18 protein-coding genes are annotated in these 18028 nt (G+C 57.7%); 10 read left to right on the forward strand and 8 right to left on the reverse strand.

Annotated features, from left to right (window positions below):
• Nucleotides 1-604 precede the first annotated feature (604 nt).
• Nucleotides 605-2023 (forward strand): amino acid permease, encoded by a 1419-nt coding sequence (locus LOY43_RS07655; protein ID WP_258709423.1) that lies wholly within the window; start codon nucleotides 605-607, stop codon nucleotides 2021-2023.
• 67 nt (nucleotides 2024-2090) lie between these two features.
• On the opposite strand, the gene glyA is transcribed toward LOY43_RS07655, so the two are convergent.
• Nucleotides 2091-3440 (reverse strand): serine hydroxymethyltransferase, encoded by a 1350-nt coding sequence (gene glyA, locus LOY43_RS07660; RefSeq protein WP_258709424.1) that lies wholly within the window; start codon nucleotides 3438-3440, stop codon nucleotides 2091-2093.
• A 514-nt stretch (nucleotides 3441-3954) separates the two neighbouring features.
• Between glyA and LOY43_RS07665 the strand changes: the two genes are divergently transcribed.
• Nucleotides 3955-4578, forward strand: coding sequence for a helix-turn-helix transcriptional regulator (locus LOY43_RS07665; protein WP_258709425.1), 624 nt, complete (start codon nucleotides 3955-3957; stop codon nucleotides 4576-4578).
• Nucleotides 4562-5437 (forward strand): queuosine precursor transporter, encoded by an 876-nt coding sequence (locus LOY43_RS07670; protein ID WP_093439557.1) that lies wholly within the window; start codon nucleotides 4562-4564, stop codon nucleotides 5435-5437. The genes LOY43_RS07665 and LOY43_RS07670 overlap by 17 nt, the downstream gene beginning before the upstream one ends.
• 54 nt (nucleotides 5438-5491) lie before the next feature.
• Here LOY43_RS07670 and queC read toward each other — a convergent pair whose 3' ends face one another.
• Nucleotides 5492-6190, reverse strand: a complete 699-nt coding sequence (queC, locus tag LOY43_RS07675; RefSeq protein WP_095050151.1) for a 7-cyano-7-deazaguanine synthase QueC — start codon at nucleotides 6188-6190, stop codon at nucleotides 5492-5494.
• A gap of 157 nt (nucleotides 6191-6347) precedes the next feature.
• Between queC and arfB the strand changes: the two genes are divergently transcribed.
• Nucleotides 6348-6761 (forward strand): alternative ribosome rescue aminoacyl-tRNA hydrolase ArfB, encoded by a 414-nt coding sequence (arfB, locus tag LOY43_RS07680; protein WP_095050152.1) that lies wholly within the window; start codon nucleotides 6348-6350, stop codon nucleotides 6759-6761.
• Here arfB and LOY43_RS07685 read toward each other — a convergent pair.
• From LOY43_RS07685 to LOY43_RS07695, 3 genes are all read right to left on the reverse strand, one after another.
• Complete coding sequence (locus LOY43_RS07685) at nucleotides 6758-7945, reverse strand: MFS transporter (RefSeq protein WP_176471293.1); 1188 nt, start codon at nucleotides 7943-7945, stop codon at nucleotides 6758-6760. The genes arfB and LOY43_RS07685 overlap by 4 nt on opposite strands.
• Nucleotides 7946-8059: 114 nt before the next feature.
• Nucleotides 8060-8278, reverse strand: a complete 219-nt coding sequence (locus LOY43_RS07690) for a hypothetical protein (protein WP_256579948.1) — start codon at nucleotides 8276-8278, stop codon at nucleotides 8060-8062.
• 35 nt (nucleotides 8279-8313) lie between these two features.
• On the reverse strand, nucleotides 8314-8445 hold the full coding sequence (locus LOY43_RS07695) for a hypothetical protein (protein WP_256573958.1): 132 nt from the start codon (nucleotides 8443-8445) through the stop codon (nucleotides 8314-8316).
• A gap of 454 nt (nucleotides 8446-8899) precedes the next feature.
• Between LOY43_RS07695 and LOY43_RS07700 the strand changes: the two genes are divergently transcribed.
• Nucleotides 8900-9841 carry a transposase gene (locus LOY43_RS07700; protein ID WP_220558825.1) on the forward strand — a complete coding sequence of 314 codons (942 nt, stop codon included), beginning with the start codon at nucleotides 8900-8902 and terminating at the stop codon, nucleotides 9839-9841.
• 50 nt (nucleotides 9842-9891) lie between these two features.
• Here the strand turns inward: LOY43_RS07700 and LOY43_RS07705 are convergent, their stop codons facing one another.
• From LOY43_RS07705 to phhA, 3 genes are all read right to left on the reverse strand, one after another.
• Complete coding sequence (locus LOY43_RS07705; RefSeq protein ID WP_095125533.1) at nucleotides 9892-11085, reverse strand: amino acid aminotransferase; 1194 nt, start codon at nucleotides 11083-11085, stop codon at nucleotides 9892-9894.
• On the reverse strand, nucleotides 11085-11441 hold the full coding sequence (locus LOY43_RS07710; protein ID WP_003222798.1) for a 4a-hydroxytetrahydrobiopterin dehydratase: 357 nt from the start codon (nucleotides 11439-11441) through the stop codon (nucleotides 11085-11087). Before LOY43_RS07710 ends, LOY43_RS07705 begins: the two co-directional genes overlap by 1 nt.
• 116 nt (nucleotides 11442-11557) lie before the next feature.
• Nucleotides 11558-12349, reverse strand: a complete 792-nt coding sequence (gene phhA / locus LOY43_RS07715) for a phenylalanine 4-monooxygenase (RefSeq protein WP_007965510.1) — start codon at nucleotides 12347-12349, stop codon at nucleotides 11558-11560.
• Nucleotides 12350-12723: 374 nt separating this feature from the next.
• On the opposite strand from phhA, the gene LOY43_RS07720 reads away from it, so the two are divergent.
• From LOY43_RS07720 to LOY43_RS07740, 5 genes are all read left to right on the forward strand, one after another.
• The gene (locus LOY43_RS07720; protein ID WP_220558314.1) at nucleotides 12724-14289 is read left to right on the forward strand and encodes a sigma-54-dependent transcriptional regulator; all 1566 of its coding nucleotides are present in this window, start codon (nucleotides 12724-12726) and stop codon (nucleotides 14287-14289) included.
• A 299-nt stretch (nucleotides 14290-14588) separates the two neighbouring features.
• Entirely contained in the window at nucleotides 14589-15329 is a 741-nt protein-coding gene (locus LOY43_RS07725) for a flagellar basal body rod protein FlgF (RefSeq protein WP_093439577.1), read from the forward strand.
• A gap of 45 nt (nucleotides 15330-15374) precedes the next feature.
• Complete coding sequence (flgG, locus tag LOY43_RS07730; RefSeq protein ID WP_095050156.1) at nucleotides 15375-16160, forward strand: flagellar basal-body rod protein FlgG; 786 nt, start codon at nucleotides 15375-15377, stop codon at nucleotides 16158-16160.
• Between the two features lie 52 nt (nucleotides 16161-16212).
• Complete coding sequence (flgH, locus tag LOY43_RS07735) at nucleotides 16213-16908, forward strand: flagellar basal body L-ring protein FlgH (RefSeq protein ID WP_038363773.1); 696 nt, start codon at nucleotides 16213-16215, stop codon at nucleotides 16906-16908.
• A gap of 27 nt (nucleotides 16909-16935) precedes the next feature.
• Nucleotides 16936-18024: a flagellar basal body P-ring protein FlgI gene (locus tag LOY43_RS07740; RefSeq protein ID WP_176091703.1), complete on the forward strand. Its 1089-nt coding sequence runs from the start codon at nucleotides 16936-16938 to the stop codon at nucleotides 18022-18024.
• Nucleotides 18025-18028: the final 4 nt, after the last annotated feature.

The following is an 18028-nucleotide window of genomic DNA, read 5'->3' on the forward strand; positions in this document are numbered from 1 at the left end:
TTAAAACCGAGTGAAACCAACCCGTCATGAGCGCTGTAAGGAAAAGCTGCCGAAGCCTGCTCCGCCGCGGGCCGGACAAGGCTCTGGCACGCTTGTTTCAGCATCGTTTGCAGGGTGATATGCGCCCCATGCCTGTCGTGCAGGTGCATAACAAGAAGGAGGCGCAATGAACGCCGTGACTGATCTCCATCTCTCTCCGTGGGACGGTTTTTTCCTCGTCCACGCCGATGGCCTGCAAAGGCCTGACTCAATTTTTGCAGCCGCTCGAGTGTCTCGAGGCGGACACACGCAATCCCGGCAACCGCCACGCTGATCCAGCGGGGTCTGGCAGCAGGGGGTTAGCGGTGTACAATGCGCCGCGTTTTAACTGTGACCCTCTGCGTAATCGCGCAAATCTCAAGGCTATCCGCCTTGTTCACTCCGTGGCGCCACAAGCGTTTCGGGTTCGATTTCGTCACAGATAAAAACAAACAGGTGACGCATGACCGTTGTAAATGAGCTGAACTCCTGGTGCCTGCGCTGGGGTTTGATCGGGGCTGCTTGAAATCGCAACCTGGCAGCAACGTCTACTGAACATCATCAAACCTTGCGTGAGACCTTTTTCATGAGTGGACAACCCTCGCAATCAGGCGAGCTGAAACGCGGCCTGAAAAATCGCCACATTCAACTGATTGCCCTCGGTGGCGCGATCGGTACCGGATTGTTCCTCGGCTCGGCCGGGGTACTGAAATCCGCCGGCCCGTCGATGATCCTCGGCTACGCCATCTGCGGCTTCATCGCCTTCATGATCATGCGCCAGCTCGGCGAGATGATTGTCGAAGAGCCGGTGGCCGGTTCCTTCAGCCATTTCGCGCACAAGTACTGGGGCGGCTTTGCCGGGTTCCTGTCCGGTTGGAACTGCTGGATTCTGTACATTCTGGTGGGCATGTCGGAGCTGACCGCGGTCGGCAAATACATCCACTACTGGGCACCGGACATCCCGACCTGGGTGTCTGCAGCGGCTTTCTTCGTGCTGATCAACGCGATCAACCTGGCCAACGTCAAAGTCTTCGGTGAGGCCGAATTCTGGTTCGCGATCATCAAGGTCGTGGCGATCGTCGGCATGATTGCGCTCGGTAGCTACCTGCTGGTCAGCGGCAACGGCGGCCCGCAAGCCTCGGTGAGCAATCTGTGGTCGCACGGTGGTTTCTTCCCCAATGGCGTTAGCGGTCTGGTGATGGCCATGGCGATCATCATGTTCTCCTTCGGCGGTCTGGAAATGCTCGGTTTCACCGCCGCTGAAGCGGACAAACCGAAAACCGTGATCCCGAAAGCGATCAATCAGGTGATCTACCGGATCCTGATTTTCTATATCGGTGCGCTGGTGATCCTGCTGTCGCTGACCCCATGGGACAGCCTGCTGGCAACCCTCAACGCGTCTGGCGATTCGTACAGCGGCAGTCCGTTCGTGCAAGTGTTCTCGATGCTCGGCAGCAACACCGCCGCGCACATTCTCAACTTTGTGGTGCTGACCGCCGCGTTGTCGGTGTACAACAGCGGCACCTATTGCAACAGCCGTATGCTGCTGGGCATGGCCGAGCAGGGCGATGCGCCGAAAGGTCTGGCGAAGATCGACAAGCGCGGCGTGCCGGTGCGGTCGATCCTGGCTTCGGCAGCAGTGACGCTGGTGGCTGTGCTGCTCAATTATCTGATCCCGCAGCACGCGCTGGAGCTGCTGATGTCGCTGGTGGTTGCGACGCTGGTGATCAACTGGGCGATGATCAGCTTCTCGCACTTCAAGTTCCGCCAGCACATGAACAAGACTCAGCAGACGCCGCTGTTCAAGGCGCTGTGGTACCCGTACGGCAACTACATCTGCCTCGCGTTCGTCGCGTTCATCCTGGGCGTGATGCTGCTGATCCCGGGCATTCAGATCTCGGTGTATGCGATTCCGGTGTGGGTCGTATTTATGTGGGTTTGCTACGTGATCAAGAACAAGCGCGGTGCGCAACAGGCCGTACCTGCGGCAGGTGCTGCCAAGTAAGCGCTGACGCAGAAACACAAAACCCGGCCTGAGTGCCGGGTTTTTTATGGGCGCAAATGTTGGACCGCTATTGATAGTCGGCGAGAGGATAGTCCCTGCACAGGGTTTCGACCTCTGAGCGAAACTGCGCGAGGAGCAGAGGTTCCAGCGTGTAATCCTGTTCGCCGAGCGGCGCTACCGTATTCAGAACCCGCACTATCAAATCGACGATCTGGCGGCTGCCGTGGACATCGACCCGGCGTTGCGCTAGAGCCGCGGTGCCGATACGCAGCCCGCTGGTGACAAGTGCCGAACGGGGATCGTCGGGTAGGCGATGTTTGTTGACGATGATCCCGCAGTGTCCCAGCGCCGCCTCCGCGATAGCCCCTGTGATGCCACCCCGCAAGCGAACCAGCACTGTGTGGTTTTCACTGCAGTCGCCGACCACCTCATAATCCTTGGCCTGAAACGCTTTGACCATTTCATCCGCCGTACTGCGGATCTGTGCCATGCAGGCATCGAATTCTGCGGACATTGCGTAACCCAGCGCGGCAGCCTTCGCTGCGATCATGTTGGCGGCGAGCGCGCCCTGCATGCGTGGGTAAACGGCTTGATCCAGCAGGCGACTGAAGGTGGTTCTCAAGCCGGGGATCTTGGTGTTTGCGTCCCGACCGCTGAGGATCACGCCACCCCGAGGTCCGGCGAGTTGCTTGTGCGTGCAGGTGACGGTGACATGTGCGGCGTCGATCGGACCTGGATGCCGTCCGGTGGCCACAAGCCCGGCGATATGCGAAATGTCGGCGAGCAGGATGGCGCCGGCTTCATCGGCAATTTCGCGAAACCGCTTGAAGTCGACTACGCGTGAATAGGCGGTGGCGCCGCAGAGGATGACGCGTGGGCGATGGGCGAGCGCCAGCAGACGCACTTTGTCGTAATCAATGAGACCGTCGGATGTCGTGCCGTACTGGATCGCCTTGTAGTAGGCGCCCGAAAACGCCGCGAGGCTGCCATGCGTGAGATGACCACCGTGTTCCACTGCCATACCCAGCAAGGTGTCGCCAGGCTCCAGCAAGGCCGTAAGGACTTGGTATATAGCGTTCGACGCTGAGTGTGGCTGCACGTTGGCGTATTGCGCGCCGAACAGTTGCCGCGCTCGGCGGATGGCCAGCGACTCGACCAGTTCGACGTTCTCGCACCCTGCACTGTGGCGCTTGCCGGACATGCCCTCTGCCGTCACGTTGACCAGCACGGAAGCAGAGGCCGCCAAGGTTCGCGGCTGGACGGCGCAGGAGGAGGAGGCCAGTGAAAGCGTGTGCTGTTGACGCGTGACTTCAGCGTCGAGAATGGCCGCCAGTTCGGCGTCTTCTGCGCGAAGATGCGCCAGGCCACGACGCAACATGTCAGCCTGGTTCTTGAGCGGTTCAGTAATGACTGCCATTGCTTGATTCCTTCCCTGGTTTTGCGAGATTTGCGCATGTCCTTGCTTGCCAGATCTGTACAGGCGAATCCGTGTTTTGACCGCTGTGAGCGCAAAACTAAACCCTGTACAGGTCCCCGTTTTTTCGTTCTTTCACTCTCGAGAATGAAGCGCCGGGTTGACGCATCATAAATTTTTCAGTGAGGAACGCCACAGAATTAATCAAAAAAATGAACATTCTTCAAAGAAAATGATTCTTTTTGTAGCCGCTGCGGGTGTAAAACGGCCATGGCATGATGCCGATTTTCAGACGCCGGGTGAAAGGCAACCGAAACTGACTAGTCAGTACAAAGGCTGAAATCATCCTGCCAGTGGGTGGGTGGCATCGCGTGAAGGCTGACTTTTTATACCGAACCCAAGGAGGGAGAATGCTATGATCCTGCGCGGCACTGACAGGGATATAACTGCAATTTCCTACCTCACTTGTGCATGTCCGGAATGATCATTCGGGACGTGACATTGATTGCAGTTAAAAATGGATGATAAGCATGTGATACACAGAAGAGAAAGATCGGAGAATCTGAAAAACAACATCAAATACCTGATAAAGAGTCGCGGGGAGACGCAGTTGTCCTTGTGTCACTCCAGTGGTTTGACGCGTACCACCATCTACAACATCCTTGAAGGCAAAGTGGTCAATGTACAACAGTCCACTGTACGCAAGATTTCTGATTTCTTCGGCGTGTCTTACGAGGAAATAGAAACGATTGATTTTGAAGAGAAGGAAATCATCGAAAGCAGTATTTCGCCACAGGGGAACATGAATCCGGCGGCGGTGCCTGTCATCAAGGAAAGTATGCTGCTGCAAAGTCTGGATAAAAGAATTGGTGAACTGGCCACGATTCATCCACTGACTTACTATTTTGGCGCTTCCTTTAACCTGATTGGCGTGCTTCTGGAAAACGAAATCAGTGGCATGAACGAACCCGGCGATCTGTTGATCGTGCAGAAAGGAGCATCGACCAGCGACAGGGAAAAACTGGTGTATGACAAAATCACAGCGAAGTTATCTATAAGCCATGAAGGCAGCTTTGATACGGATCGTGTATGCGTGATCGGAGATGTAATCGAGGAACGATTTAATGGATTGCAGTGTTGAAATGGAAAACAGCAAGTACAAATTGCTGGGGTTCGAAAATGGAAAAAGCCTGGCCGTTATCATGGTCATTGCGACAGGCAAGATAATTAAAATAAAACTGAGTGAAGTGTTGAATAGTGAGATTATGGATAATCTGAATAAAATCGAAGTGAAAAACCTCTACAAGAAGTTCTACTCCCAGGGTGGGGCGCTGACGGCTTACGAAATCAATGATCGTCATGAGAGTTCCTGGATGATCTACATTATCCTGAACTTGATGTTGTTCACGCTTTATATCTTCACCAGTATTGCAGCGACTAAACCGATCTATCTGGATTACTTTGACATTGTCGTGACCCCGGGAACCTTTCTTTACCCGCTGACCTTTCTGATCGTTGACCTGTTGAACGAGACCTTTGGTCTGCGGTTGGCGCGCCGGGCAATTCTCTTTGCGTTCATCAGCAATGCGGCGATTATCATTCTATTGGCGATCACCACCCATTTGCCGGGGTTGCCGGGGTGGAAGCTCGATGGACCTTACAATGACGTGATCAGTCAATTGTCTTCTGTTCTGGTAGCGTCTTCGATATCGTTTCTGGTGTCCGAAAACATCAACTCGTATCTGTTGTGCAAGATCAAGGAACTGACCAACTCCAGATTCCTGTTCTTGCGCGTATTCTTGAGTACATTGTTTGCAGTAATCATCGACAGCTTTCTGTTCTGTTACATCGCATTCTATGGAACGATGGAGAACAGTGCGATCTTGAGCATGATCTATGTGCAGATCGCGATCAAAGTGGGTTTTGCTTTCTTTAATATCATGCCCGCTTATGGGGCGCGGTCGCTGTTCAAGAAGTATTTGACAGGAAGCCAGGTTTGATCGAATAGCAGAAGCGCTCGCTTGGATTGTCCAGGCGAGCGTTTTTTTTGTGCCTTATTTTAGTTTGAGTTTCAATTTCAAACTGTTGGTTACCTGCTCTTTGTTCTCCAGGAACTCGCTGAGGCCTTTCGCGCGAAGATTGCACGCGTCACAGTCGCCGCATCCGCTTCCAGCTATACCGTTGTAGCAGGTCAGCGTGTGATGACGAATCAGGTCAAGTTGATTGTGGTAATCAGCCAGCGCCCAGGTTTCGGCTTTGTTCAGCCACATCAGTGGCGTTTCCAGACGTAACTTGTAATCCATGCCCAGTTCAAGCGCGTTGTTCAACGCCTTGACGAACTCATCGCGGCAATCCGGGTAACCCGAGAAGTCGGTTTCGCAAACGCCGGTAATGACTGTTCGGGCTTGAACTTGATACGCATAGATAGAAGCGAGGGTCAAAAACAGAATGTTTCTTCCCGGTACGAAAGTGCTGGGCAGACTTTCTCCGGAGCTGTTGACGGTCGGCACGGGAATGTTGTCGCGGGTCAGGCTGCTGATCGCCAGTTCATTCAGCAGAGAGACATCCATTACCTTGTGAACGGTCACGCCAAGCTGTTTGCAAAGTTGCTGGGCAACTTCAATTTCCGCGTGGTGACGCTGACCATAATCAAAGGTAATGCAGTGGACTTCATCGTAGTGGGTCAGTGCATGGATCAGGCAGGTCGTAGAGTCCTGGCCACCACTGAAAACGATAACTGCCTTGTTGCTCATAAGTCTGCTTCCTGCATTAAACGGGTAAATTTAAAGGTCGCAATGGTAACTCGAAATGATGCTCGATATAAGTGCGCTGGAAGTTGCGCCCGCAGGCCGCAGGTCGCTTTGCAGCTAATCGCGGTATCCTGTGCACTCTGATTACGGACGTTTTTCCATGCTGGTGATTTCCAACAACGTGCATCTTCCCGATGCCGAGATCGAACTGACGGCCATCCGCGCGCAAGGTGCCGGTGGGCAGAACGTCAACAAGGTTTCCAGTGCGGTGCACCTGCGCTTCGACATTCCGGCCTCGTCCTTGCCCGAGTTCTACAAGGAGCGGCTACTGGCGTTGCGCGACAGTCGCATCACCAGCGATGGCGTGTTGATCATCAAGGCCCAGCAATACCGTACGCAGGAGGCCAACCGTGCCGATGCGCTTGAGCGTCTGGTCGAGCTGATCCTCAGCGCCACCAAAGTCGAAAAGAAACGCCGCCCGACCAAGCCGACCCTCGGATCGAAGAAGCGCCGGCTCGAATCGAAAACCAAGCGCGGCAGCATCAAGGCCGGGCGCGGCAAAGTGGACTTCTAGTCTTCGCGGTACTTGGCCGTGTGCTTGTACAGATACACGCTCAAGGCCAATCCGCTCAATGCAGCGAGAGCGGCGAACAGGAAGATCGAAGCAAAGCCGAAGCCTGCCGCAATCGCCCCGGCCAATGGCCCGGTGATCCCCAGCGACAAATCAATGAACAGCGAATAAGCACCGACCGCTGCGCCACGGCTTGAAGCCGGCACCAGATTCACTGCCTCCACACCCAGCGCCGGGAACACCAGCGAGAAACCAAACCCGCTCAGCGCCGCACCGGCCAGCGCCCAATGTGCGTCCGGTGCCAGCCACAACAGCAGCAGGCCCAGTGTCTCCACCGACAGGCAGGCAATCGCCACGCGAAAGCCGCCGAGGCGGTTGATCAGATTGCCGAACAGCAGGCGCGCACCGATGAAGCTGGCACCGAACAGGCTCAGGCACAGCACGGCGTTGTCCCAATGCTGTGTGGCGTAATACAGGGTGATGAAAGTGGCGATGGTGCCGAAGCCGATCGAGCCCAGCGCCAGGCCGCAACCGTGGGGAAACACTTTACCGAGCACATGCATGAACGGCAGGCGTTCACCCGCCACAATCGGTGCGGCGGTTTTCGGCCAGGCCAACGCCAGACCAAGAATCGCCAGCAAGATGATGCTGACGCCCATGCTCCACAAACCCAACTGGCCGACCAGCCACACACCGAACGGTGCGCCAACCGCCAGTGCGCCATAACTGGCGATGCCGTTCCAGGAAATCACTTTGGCGGTGTTTGCCGCGCCAACCCGGCCAATGCCCCAGCCGATCGAGCCGGAACCGACAAGGCTTTCAGCGCTGCCCAGCACCAGGCGACCGATCAACAGACTGATCAAACTGAGCATCGGCATGCTCGGTGTCCACGCCGAAATCAGCATGAACACACCGCTCAAGCCACACCCGGCCAGGCCAATCATCACTGCGCGTTTGCTGCCCTGGTTGTCGATGATCTTGCCGGCGTACGGGCGGCTGAGCAGGGTGGCGAGGTATTGCACGCTGATCACCAGACCGGCGATCACCGCACCAAAGCCCAGATCGCTGTGCACATAACCTGGCAGCACCGCGAGCGGAATGCCGATGTTCAGATAACCGATAAAGGTGAAGAGGACGATAGAAACGACTTGCAGCGTGACCGCCAGGGGGCGCTGGGGCTCGGACATAGAGGACGACATGGGTAACGATCCACAGGAACGGCAGATTAGATAGGCTGCTTATGATACCGGCGTGGAGGCTTCTGGGGCGGGAAAAGTAAAACTATTTGCCGGGAGGCCGCTTCAGGGGTTGGCCGGGGCAACCAGTTGTGTGGTGACCAGCGCCGCGAGGGCATTTTCTTCGCTGCCGAAACGGGCGAGCAGGGCGGCTTGTTTCTCGGGGGAGAGACGGTTCCAGATGTCGATCATTTTCTCGGTGGCGCCGATGAGTACGGCAGCTTGGCTTTCGGAGAATTCGTCGGTCATGGCGGGCTCGGGGTTCAGGCAGTGTGGAAAGCGCATGTTAGCGCTTTCCACACGGTCTGTACGACGGGGTCTTACTCTTCGTTGTCGGCCGGGCGGCTCTCAACGGCTTCTTTCTGCTCGGGCTGTTGGGCTCCGGCTTGCTGCGTGGTCGTCTGCTCAGGTACGTGCAGGCTTGGGAAGGGGAGATTAGGAATCTCGTGCATGGTTGCGCTCCTCGCTAAGTCTGTTGATAGATCTGGTAGATCCGCGCTTCTTGAAAGCCTGCGCAGGATACAGCAGGAAAAATGACAATCAGACTTTTAATTCAAATTAATGCGACAGATGGCCGCAGGGGAGGGCAAAACCCAAAGGTCACCACAAACAAATGTGGGAGCGAGCCTGCTCGCGAAGGCAGTGTGTCAGGCAACATTTTCGTTGAATGACACGCCGCTTTCGCGAGCAGGCTCGCTTGTATGGTAGGACTTGAAGGGAGGAGGAGGGACAAGGCTCGATTCTGACTGTTGACGCAGCACAGACCGTGGGAGATTTCGCCCCTCCTCCTTTCACCCAAGCGCCGATAAAGAATGCATCTGGCTAGACCGACGATAGGAACAAGCCTGCGCCTCTGGGTGAGCCCTTCAAGTGCTCAAACCTTATCCCGGAGGAAATCCTGTGGCAATGCCAGTCGCTCTATCAAATCCGATCGTTGGCGTGGATGTCGCCAAAAATGAACTGGTGATTTATCAGGCCGATAGCGATCTGCTTGAAGCGATTCCCAACACCAAAACATCCATTAAGCAGTGGCTGAAGGCCTTGCTCGGCCCCGTGTCTATTGCCATTGAGGCTACAAACATCTACCACTTGGAATTCGCTGATTTGGCTTATGCGGCCGGTTGCACGATTTACATGGTGGGCGGCTATGAACTCAAACATTACCGCGAAGGCGTGAAGATCCGCGCCAAAACCGACGCCTTGGACGCCAAGTTGCTGGCCCGTTACCTGAAGAACGAAGCCGAGGAGTTGCGCCCCTGGACCCCGCCATCACCGCTGTACCGCCAGCTCCTGAGCCTTTTCCGCCGCCGCGCGGCTTTGGTCCAGGCAAGGGTCGGCCTGGTGCAGAGCTGGTCGAATGAGCCGCTATTGAAGGCAGCTTTTGCTGAACAAATAAAATCCATGCAGCGGCTTGAAACGATGATCGAAAAGACGATCAACGATCAGCTCAAACAAGCCGGTTTGCTCGGCCAATTGAAGCGTTGCCTGAAAGTTGAGGGCATTGGATTTCTGACCGGAGCGCGCCTGCTCACGGCGTTTCAGCGGGGGGAATTTAGCAACGCGGATGCGTTTATCGCCTTCCTGGGCATGGATTTAAGGGTATCGAAATCAGGGCAAAAGGACGGTCGCCGCAGCTTGACCAAGCGCGGAGACCCCGAGGCCCGCCGACTTTTGCACAACGCTGCGATGTCGGCTAGCCGTACGAAAGCCTGGAAAGGGTTTTACGAGGCCCAAAGAGCACGGGGTTTCAGCACCACGCAGGCGTTGGTGATGCTGGCTCGCAAACTTGCTCGGGTGGTATTCGCCTTGCTGAAAGGGCAAAGCGAATACCAGACAAAAGTCAGTTGAGGGCTTCCCCTCAACCATAGAATCTCCCACAGGGTTTTGTGTTGCAGTAACTATTTGCAGACGCTGGCGATGGCTTCTGCCAACAAGGCGAGGCGCGTAGCGTCGATGCCGGCGACGTTCGCCCGGCCCGAGTTGACCATGTACACGCTGTGATGCTCACGCAGTTGTTTCACCTGCTCCGGCGACAGTCCGGTGTAAGAGAACATCCCGCGTTGTACGCCAATGTGTGCGAAACGCTCGCGCAGGCCATGCGGCTCCAGCGCTTCAACCAGGCCGCTGCGCAACTGCGCGATACGCAAACGCATGGCTTCCACTTCATCGGCCCAACGGGCTTTCAGCTCTGGATCGGCGAGGATGGTCGCGACCACCGCAGCACCATGATCGGGCGGTGTCGACCACAAATTGCGGGCGATGTTGGCCAGTTGGCTGCGGATGTCGATGAGCTTTTCGGCGCTTTTCGCGCAGACGATCAGCGCACCGGTGCGGTCGCGGTACAGACCGAAGTTCTTCGAGCAGGAACTGGTAATCAGCAGCTCAGGCACCTCGGCCGCGAACAACCGGGTCGACCACGCATCCTGTTCCAGACCATCGCCAAAGCCCTGGTAGGCAAAGTCGATCAGCGGCAGCAGATTGCGGCTGCGCACCACATCGAGCACGCGCTGCCAGTCGTCATGGCTCAAGTCAAAACCGGTCGGGTTGTGGCAGCACGCGTGCAGCAGCACCACATCACCGTTTGGCACTTGGTTGAGCACGGCAAGCATGGCATCGACGTCGAGGCGGTTGTCACTGCCCACGTACGGGTAGTGACTGACCTTGACCCCGGCCGTGGCGAAAATGGTTTCGTGGATCGGCCAGGTCGGGTTGCTCAGCCACACGCCTTTGCCCGGCAGGCATTGGGCGATGAAGTCGGCGGCCAGGCGCAGGGCGCCAGTGCCGCCCGGGGTCTGGGTGGCGCCGGCACGTTGTGCGGCGATCAGCTTCGAGTCGGCACCGAGCACCAACTGATTGATGACTTTGCCGAACAGCGGGTTGCCGTGGCCACCGATGTAGGTCTTGGTGTCCTGGCTTTCGACCAGCCGCGCTTCGGCGATTTTCACCGCCTCCGGGATTGGCGTCAGGCCCTGAGCGTCCTTGTAGACGCCAACGCCCAGGTCGAATTTGCGCGGGTTGGTGTCCTGCGCATACGCCTCCATCAAACCGAGGATCGGGTCGCCGGGTACCCGGCCGATGGCGTCGAAGTGCATTACTTGCGTCCTTCTGCGGTCTTGGCCACTTCGTCAGTGCGCGCAGCCATGATGAAGTCGTTGCGGTGCAGGCCTTTGATCGAATGGCTCCACCAGGTCACGGTGACTTTGCCCCATTCGGTCAGCAGGCCCGGGTGATGACCTTCTGCCTCGGAGATCTCGCCGACAGCGTTGGTGAACGCCAGGGCGTGCTTGAAATTCTTGAACAGGAAAACTTTCTCCAGCTGCATGATGCTGTCGCGGACTTCGATGTTCCAGTCAGGGATCTGCTTGATCAGGATCGGCAGTTCTTCGTCGCTGACTTGTGGCGCATCGGCGCGGCAGGCTTCGCAGTGGGCTTGGTTCAAAGTGGACATGGTGTATTCCTGAATCGAGTGTGTTTTTTTTATTAAAACGTTTGAGCTGTCAATGCCGTCACGCTAAACCAAAGTGGCGGCGACGGACAGGCTCAATTGTCAGCAAAAGTCGCGGTTCACGCGGCTTTCGGTTTCGGCGGAAACTTCGGTGCGTGCAGACCCAGCTGCATGCCTTGGCGAACCATGGCCATGATGTCTTCATGGGCCACGTCGAACAGACGCTTGAGGTTCGGCAGGACAAAATACAGCGGTTGCAAGATGTCGATGCGATACGGCGTGCGCATGGCTTCAAGCGGATCGAAGGCCTGATGCTCAGGTTCGTCCGACAGCGAATAAACGGTTTCTTTTGGCGAGGACAGGATGCCGCCACCGTAAATGCGTTTGCCTTGCGGGGTGTCGACCAGGCCGAACTCGATGGTCATCCAGTACAGGCGCGCCAGATAAACACGTTCTTCCTTGGTGGCCTGCAAACCGAGTTTGCCGTAGGTGTGGGTGAATTCGGCGAACCACGGGTTGGTCAGCAGCGGGCAGTGACCAAAGATCTCGTGGAAAATGTCCGGCTCTTGCAGATAGTCCAGTTCTTCGCGGGTGCGAATGAACGTCGCCACAGGAAATTGCTTGCTGGCCAGCAATTCAAAAAAGGTCTGGAAGGGGATCAGTGCTGGCACGCGGGCGACCTGCCAACCGGTGGTCTCGCCGAGCACCTTGTTGATCTCGCCCAGTTGCGGAATGCGGTCGTGGGGCAGACCGAGTTTTTCGATACCGTCCAGGTATTCCTGGCAGGCACGCCCTTCGATCACTTTCAACTGGCGAGTGATCAGCGTGTTCCACACCGCATGTTCTTCGGCGGGGTAGTCGATAAAACCTTGCGCATCGGGCTCGCGGGCCACGTATTGCGTCTGCTTCATACTGCTCTCCTGCTAGGGGAATTCGTTCTTGTTATGTCCAGCGATGGATTCAGAATTACCTGAGAGCGGGTTGATGTGCAGCAGGTTGAATGGCCTGCTCGTGGGAAATTTCTCTTTAATTCGTAAAGTTATCGTTACGCTTTGACCGCCGGTGCGCATTTTCGGTGATTTTCAGGTTTGAAAAGCCTAGTGGCTGTCACATAATCTTGACAACTATCTGCGTGCCACTACAGAAAAGTCTGGTGCGGTCCCCCTGTAGTAGTGAGCCTGCTCGCGATAGCGGTGCATCAGTCAGCATCAATATCAACTGACCCAAAGCCATCGCGAGCAGGCTCACTCCTACAGGTTTCTCATCGTTTATTCGGGCGATTTATATGCGCATCAAAGTCCACTGCCAGAACCGCATCGGCATCCTGCGCGACATTCTCAACCTGCTGGTTGCCTACGGGATCAACGTCGCGCGCGGTGAGGTCGGCGGTGAGCATGGCAACGCGATCTATCTGCATTGCCCGAACCTGATCAACATCCAGTTCCAGGCGTTGCGCCCGAAATTCGAGGCGATCGCCGGAGTGTTTGGCGTCAAGCGGGTTGGGCTGATGCCCAGCGAACGACGGCACATGGAGTTGAACGCGTTGCTCGGTGCGCTGGAGTTTCCGGTGCTGTCGATCGACATGGGTGGCTCGATCGTGGCGGCCAACCGTGCGGCGGCGCAGTTGCTCGGCGTGCGGGTCGATGAAGTGCCGGGTATTCCGCTGTCGCGTTACGCCGAAGATTTCGACTTGCCGGAGTTGGTGCGCGCCAACAAATCGCGAATCAACGGCATGCGGGTCAAGGTCAAGGGCGACATCTTTCTGGCCGACATCGCGCCGCTGCAATCGGAGCACGACGACAGCGAGGCCATGGCCGGTGCGGTGTTGACCTTGCATCGCGCTGACCGCGTTGGCGAGCGTATCTATAACGTGCGCAAGCAGGAGCTGCGTGGCTTCGACAGCATCTTCCAGAGCTCGAAAGTGATGGCCGCCGTGGTGCGTGAAGCGCGGCGTATGGCGCCGCTCGACGCTCCGCTATTAATTGAGGGCGAAACCGGTACCGGCAAGGAATTGCTTGCGCGCGCCTGTCACCTCGCCAGTCCGCGTGGGCAGTCGCCGTTGATGGCGCTCAACTGCGCAGGCCTGCCGGAGTCGATGGCCGAGACTGAGTTGTTCGGTTATGGCCCGGGCGCGTTCGAAGGTGCACGCGCTGAAGGCAAGCTCGGGCTGCTGGAATTGACAGCGGGCGGCACGCTGTTTCTTGACGGTGTCGGTGAGATGAGCCCGCGTCTTCAGGTGAAGTTGCTGCGCTTTTTGCAGGACGGTTGCTTCCGCCGGGTCGGCAGTGATGAAGAGGTTTATCTGGATGTGCGGGTCATCTGTGCGACGCAGGTCGACTTGTCGGAGCTGTGCGCGCGCGGCGAGTTTCGCCAGGATTTGTACCACCGCTTGAACGTGCTCTCGCTGCACATCCCGCCGCTGCGTGAATGCCTCGACGGACTGACGCCGCTGGTCGAGCACTTTCTCGATCAGGCCAGTCGGCAGATCGGTTGCTCGCTGCCGAAACTGGCGCAGGCGGCGATGGATCGCCTCAGTCATTACCATTGGCCGGGCAACGTGCGGCAGTTGGAAAACGTTTTGTTCCAGGCAGTTTCGCTGTGCGATGGCGGCACGGTGAAGGCCGAACATATTCGTCTGCCGGATTATGGCGTGCGTCAGCCGCTTGGCGATTTCTCGCTGGAAGGCGGGTTGGACGAGATTGTCGGGCGATTCGAAAAAGCGGTGCTGGAGCGGTTGTATTCCGAGCATCCGAGCAGTCGGCAGTTGGGTAAGCGTTTGGGGGTTTCGCATACCACCATTGCCAACAAGCTGCGTGAATACGAAGTCGGCAAAGAGTCGGGCAGCACGTGATCGTTCCCACGCTCTGCGTGGGAATGCAGCCCGGGACGCTCCGCGTCCCAAAGCGGACGCAGAGCGTCCATTGAGGTATTCCCACGCGGAACGTGGGAACGATCATTCGAGGGATTGCCGCCAAGCGGCATAACACCGCCGGTTTTTCGACTTCGATACATTTCAAATTTCCCCTCGCCATCCCCCAAGTCCTTTGTTTACCGGGCCTTTGTGCGCCAGAAAAAAGTTGGTCTGCAAATTGCTTATGGCTCAGCAGTACAGCGGTGGGCGGCAAACGTCCGGCATGCAGAGGAAAGAGTGTGGACAAGTACCTTTATGTGGCAATGACCGGCGCCAGCCAGAACGCACTGGCGCAGAAGGCTCATGCCAACAACCTGGCGAACATCTCCACCAACGGTTTTCAGCGCGACCTGGAGCAGGCGCGTTCGATGCCGGTGTTCGGTGACAGCTTTCCGGCGCGTGCGTTTGCCATGAGCGAACGGCCCGCCACCGACTTCACCCCGGGCTCGCTGGTGCAGACCGGTCGTGACCTCGACGTCGCCGTCACCGGCAATGGCTGGATCGCCGTGCAGAACCCGAACGGCGGCGAAAGCTACGTGCGCACCGGCAGCCTCAACGTCGACGCCCTCGGCGTATTGCGCGCCGGCAACGGCATGCCGGTGATGGGCAATGGCGGTCCGATCGCCGTGCCGCCCGAGCAGCAGATCGAAGTCGGTGAAGACGGCACCATCAGTATTCGGGCGATGGGCGAAGGCCCGCGCGTCATGGCGGAGGTCGACCGGATCAAGCTGGTCAACCCGGACATCAAGAACATGAACAAGGGCCTCGACGGCTCGATCTACACCAAGGACGGCCAGCCTGCGCCGGCCGATGCCAACGTCAAACTGGTGTCGGGTTTCCTGGAGTCGAGCAACGTCAACGCCGTTGAAGAGATGACCTCGGTGCTGGCCTTGGCCAAGCAGTTCGAGTTGCACGTCAAGATGATGAACACCGCCAAAGACGACGACCAGGCCATGGCTCGGGTCTTGCAGATCAGCTAATTATCAGAACGTCGCGCCGAAAAACAGGCGCACGAGGAGAATCGAATGCTTCCGGCTCTATGGGTTGCCAAAACCGGTCTGTCCGCCCAGGACACCAACCTGACCACCATTTCCAACAACCTGGCGAACGTGTCGACCACGGGTTTCAAACGTGATCGTGCCGAATTCCAGGACTTGCTCTACCAGATCAAGCGTCAGCCGGGCGCTCAGTCGACTCAGGACAGCGAACTGCCGTCGGGTCTGCAACTGGGTACCGGTGTGCGCATTGTCGGCACCCAGAAAAACTTCACCGCCGGCAGCCTGCAAACCACCGAGCAGCCGCTGGACATGGCCATCGACGGTCGCGGTTTCTTCCAGATCCTGCAGCCGGACGGCACCACGTCCTACACCCGTGACGGTACCTTCCACCTCGATTCCAACGGCCAGATCGTCAACGCCAGCGGTTTCGCTCTGGAACCTGCCATCGTTATCCCGAACGACGCCCAGACCTTCACCGTTGGCCGTGACGGTACTGTGTCGGTGACCATCGCCGGTAACCCGGCAGCGCAAGTGATTGGCAACCTGCAAACCGCCGACTTCATCAACCCGGCCGGTCTGCAAGCAGTGGGTAACAACCTGTTCCTGGAAACCGCCGCTTCCGGCGCGCCGCAAGTCGGCACTCCGGGTCTGGCCGGTTTCGGTACCACCCTGCAGAACACCCTGGAAACCTCCAACGTCAGCACTGTTGAAGAAATGGTCAACATGATCACCACTCAGCGCGCGTACGAGATGAACTCCAAGGTGATCTCCACCGCTGACCAGATGCTCTCGTTCGTAACGCAGAATCTGTAATCAAGTCTATGAGGCGGCCATGAGGTCGCCTGCAACACCGTGAGGTAGGGTCATGAATCGCTTTGTATCTGTTCTGGCATTGAGTGGGGTCGTCTCGCTCGCGGGCTGCGTCGCTCCGACGCCCAAGCCCAATGACCCTTACTACGCCCCGGTGTTGCCGCGCACGCCGTTGCCGGCTGCCGCCAATAATGGCTCGATCTATCAGGCCGGCTTCGAGCAGAACCTGTACAGCGACCGCAAGGCTTTCCGGGTCGGTGACATCATCACCATCACCCTGAACGAGCGCACGCAGGCGAGCAAGAACGCCAACTCGCAGATGGACAAGAACAGTGACAACAAGGTCGGTCTGACCTCATTGTTCGGCTCCAGCCTGACCACTAACAATCCGATTGGGGGCAACGACCTGAGTCTGAACGCCGGCTATAGCGCCGACCGTTCGACCAAAGGCGACGCCAAGTCCGGGCAGAGCAACAGCCTGACCGGTTCGATCACCGTGACCGTCGCTGACGTGCTGCCCAACGGCATCATCGCCGTGCGTGGCGAGAAGTGGCTGACGCTGAACACCGGTGACGAACTGGTGCGCATCGCCGGCCTGGTGCGTGCCGATGACATCGCCACGGACAACACTGTGTCGTCGACCCGGGTCGCCGATGCACGCATCACCTACTCGGGTACCGGCGCGTTTGCCGATACGAGTCAGCCAGGCTGGTTCGACCGTTTCTTCCTCAGCCCGCTGTTCCCTTTCTAGGTGGCTACGTTGAATTTCAAGAGCCTCATGCTGGCTGCGGCGCTGATGTCCGCAGCCTTTGGTGCCCACGCCGAGCGGCTGAAAGATATCGCCAGCATTTCCGGCGTGCGTTCCAACCAGTTGATCGGTTACGGCCTGGTGGTCGGGCTTAACGGCACCGGCGACCAGACGACGCAAACCCCGTTCACCCTGCAGACCTTCAACAACATGCTCTCGCAGTTCGGCATCAAGGTGCCGCCGGGATCGGGCAACGTGCAGTTGAAAAACGTCGCGGCGGTGTCGATCAGTGCCGACTTGCCGGCGTTCGCCAAACCCGGTCAGCAGGTCGATATCACCGTGTCCTCGATCGGTAACTCCAAGAGCTTGCGTGGCGGTACGCTGTTGCTGACCCCGCTCAAGGGTATCGACGGCAACGTCTACGCAGTCGCTCAGGGCAACCTGGTGGTCGGCGGCTTCGACGCCGAAGGCCGTGACGGTTCGAAGATCACCGTCAACGTTCCGTCGGCCGGTCGTATCCCCGGCGGTGCCTCTGTGGAGCGTTCGGTGCCGAGCGGTTTCAACCAAGGCAACAGCCTGACGCTGAACCTCAACCGTTCCGACTTCACCACGGCCAAACGCATCGTCGACAAGATCAACGACATGCTTGGCCCTGGCGTTGCGCAAGCCATCGATGGCGGTTCGATCCGTGTCACTGCGCCGCTCGATCCGAGCCAGCGCGTCGACTACCTGTCGATCCTGGAAAACCTCGAAGTCGACCCGGGTCAGGCGGTGGCGAAAGTCATCATCAACTCGCGTACCGGCACCATCGTCATTGGCCAGAACGTGAAAGTGTCGCCAGCCGCCGTGACCCACGGCAGCCTGACCGTGACCATCACCGAAGACCCGATTGTCAGCCAGCCCGGCCCTCTGTCCAATGGCCAGACCGCTGTCGTGCCGCGCTCGCGGGTGAATGCCGAGCAGGAAGCCAAACCGATGTTCAAGTTCGGTCCGGGCACCACCCTCGACGAAATCGTTCGTGCGGTGAACCAGGTCGGCGCGGCGCCGGGTGACTTGATGGCGATCCTCGAAGCCTTGAAGCAGGCCGGCGCGTTGCAAGCCGACCTGATCGTGATCTGAGGCC

Source organism: Pseudomonas sp. B21-041, assembly GCF_024748675.1.
Taxonomy (GTDB): domain Bacteria; phylum Pseudomonadota; class Gammaproteobacteria; order Pseudomonadales; family Pseudomonadaceae; genus Aquipseudomonas; species Aquipseudomonas neuropathica.

What these genes read in the sequence shown, in the direction of transcription:
- LOY43_RS07655 (WP_258709423.1), top strand. Translation starts at nt 605, where the DNA reads ATGAGTGGACAACCCTCGCAATCAGGCGAGCTGAAACGCGGCCTGAAA.
- glyA (WP_258709424.1), bottom strand. Translation starts at nt 3,440, where the DNA reads ATGGCAGTCATTACTGAACCGCTCAAGAACCAGGCTGACATGTTGCGT.
- LOY43_RS07665 (WP_258709425.1), top strand. Translation starts at nt 3,955, where the DNA reads ATGGATGATAAGCATGTGATACACAGAAGAGAAAGATCGGAGAATCTG.
- LOY43_RS07670 (WP_093439557.1), top strand. Translation starts at nt 4,562, where the DNA reads ATGGATTGCAGTGTTGAAATGGAAAACAGCAAGTACAAATTGCTGGGG.
- queC (WP_095050151.1), bottom strand. Translation starts at nt 6,190, where the DNA reads ATGAGCAACAAGGCAGTTATCGTTTTCAGTGGTGGCCAGGACTCTACG.
- arfB (WP_095050152.1), top strand. Translation starts at nt 6,348, where the DNA reads ATGCTGGTGATTTCCAACAACGTGCATCTTCCCGATGCCGAGATCGAA.
- LOY43_RS07685 (WP_176471293.1), bottom strand. Translation starts at nt 7,945, where the DNA reads ATGTCCGAGCCCCAGCGCCCCCTGGCGGTCACGCTGCAAGTCGTTTCT.
- LOY43_RS07690 (WP_256579948.1), bottom strand. Translation starts at nt 8,278, where the DNA reads ATGCGCTTTCCACACTGCCTGAACCCCGAGCCCGCCATGACCGACGAA.
- LOY43_RS07695 (WP_256573958.1), bottom strand. Translation starts at nt 8,445, where the DNA reads ATGCACGAGATTCCTAATCTCCCCTTCCCAAGCCTGCACGTACCTGAG.
- LOY43_RS07700 (WP_220558825.1), top strand. Translation starts at nt 8,900, where the DNA reads ATGCCAGTCGCTCTATCAAATCCGATCGTTGGCGTGGATGTCGCCAAA.
- LOY43_RS07705 (WP_095125533.1), bottom strand. Translation starts at nt 11,085, where the DNA reads ATGCACTTCGACGCCATCGGCCGGGTACCCGGCGACCCGATCCTCGGT.
- LOY43_RS07710 (WP_003222798.1), bottom strand. Translation starts at nt 11,441, where the DNA reads ATGTCCACTTTGAACCAAGCCCACTGCGAAGCCTGCCGCGCCGATGCG.
- phhA (WP_007965510.1), bottom strand. Translation starts at nt 12,349, where the DNA reads ATGAAGCAGACGCAATACGTGGCCCGCGAGCCCGATGCGCAAGGTTTT.
- LOY43_RS07720 (WP_220558314.1), top strand. Translation starts at nt 12,724, where the DNA reads ATGCGCATCAAAGTCCACTGCCAGAACCGCATCGGCATCCTGCGCGAC.
- flgG (WP_095050156.1), top strand. Translation starts at nt 15,375, where the DNA reads ATGCTTCCGGCTCTATGGGTTGCCAAAACCGGTCTGTCCGCCCAGGAC.
- flgH (WP_038363773.1), top strand. Translation starts at nt 16,213, where the DNA reads ATGAATCGCTTTGTATCTGTTCTGGCATTGAGTGGGGTCGTCTCGCTC.
- LOY43_RS07740 (WP_176091703.1), top strand. Translation starts at nt 16,936, where the DNA reads ATGCTGGCTGCGGCGCTGATGTCCGCAGCCTTTGGTGCCCACGCCGAG.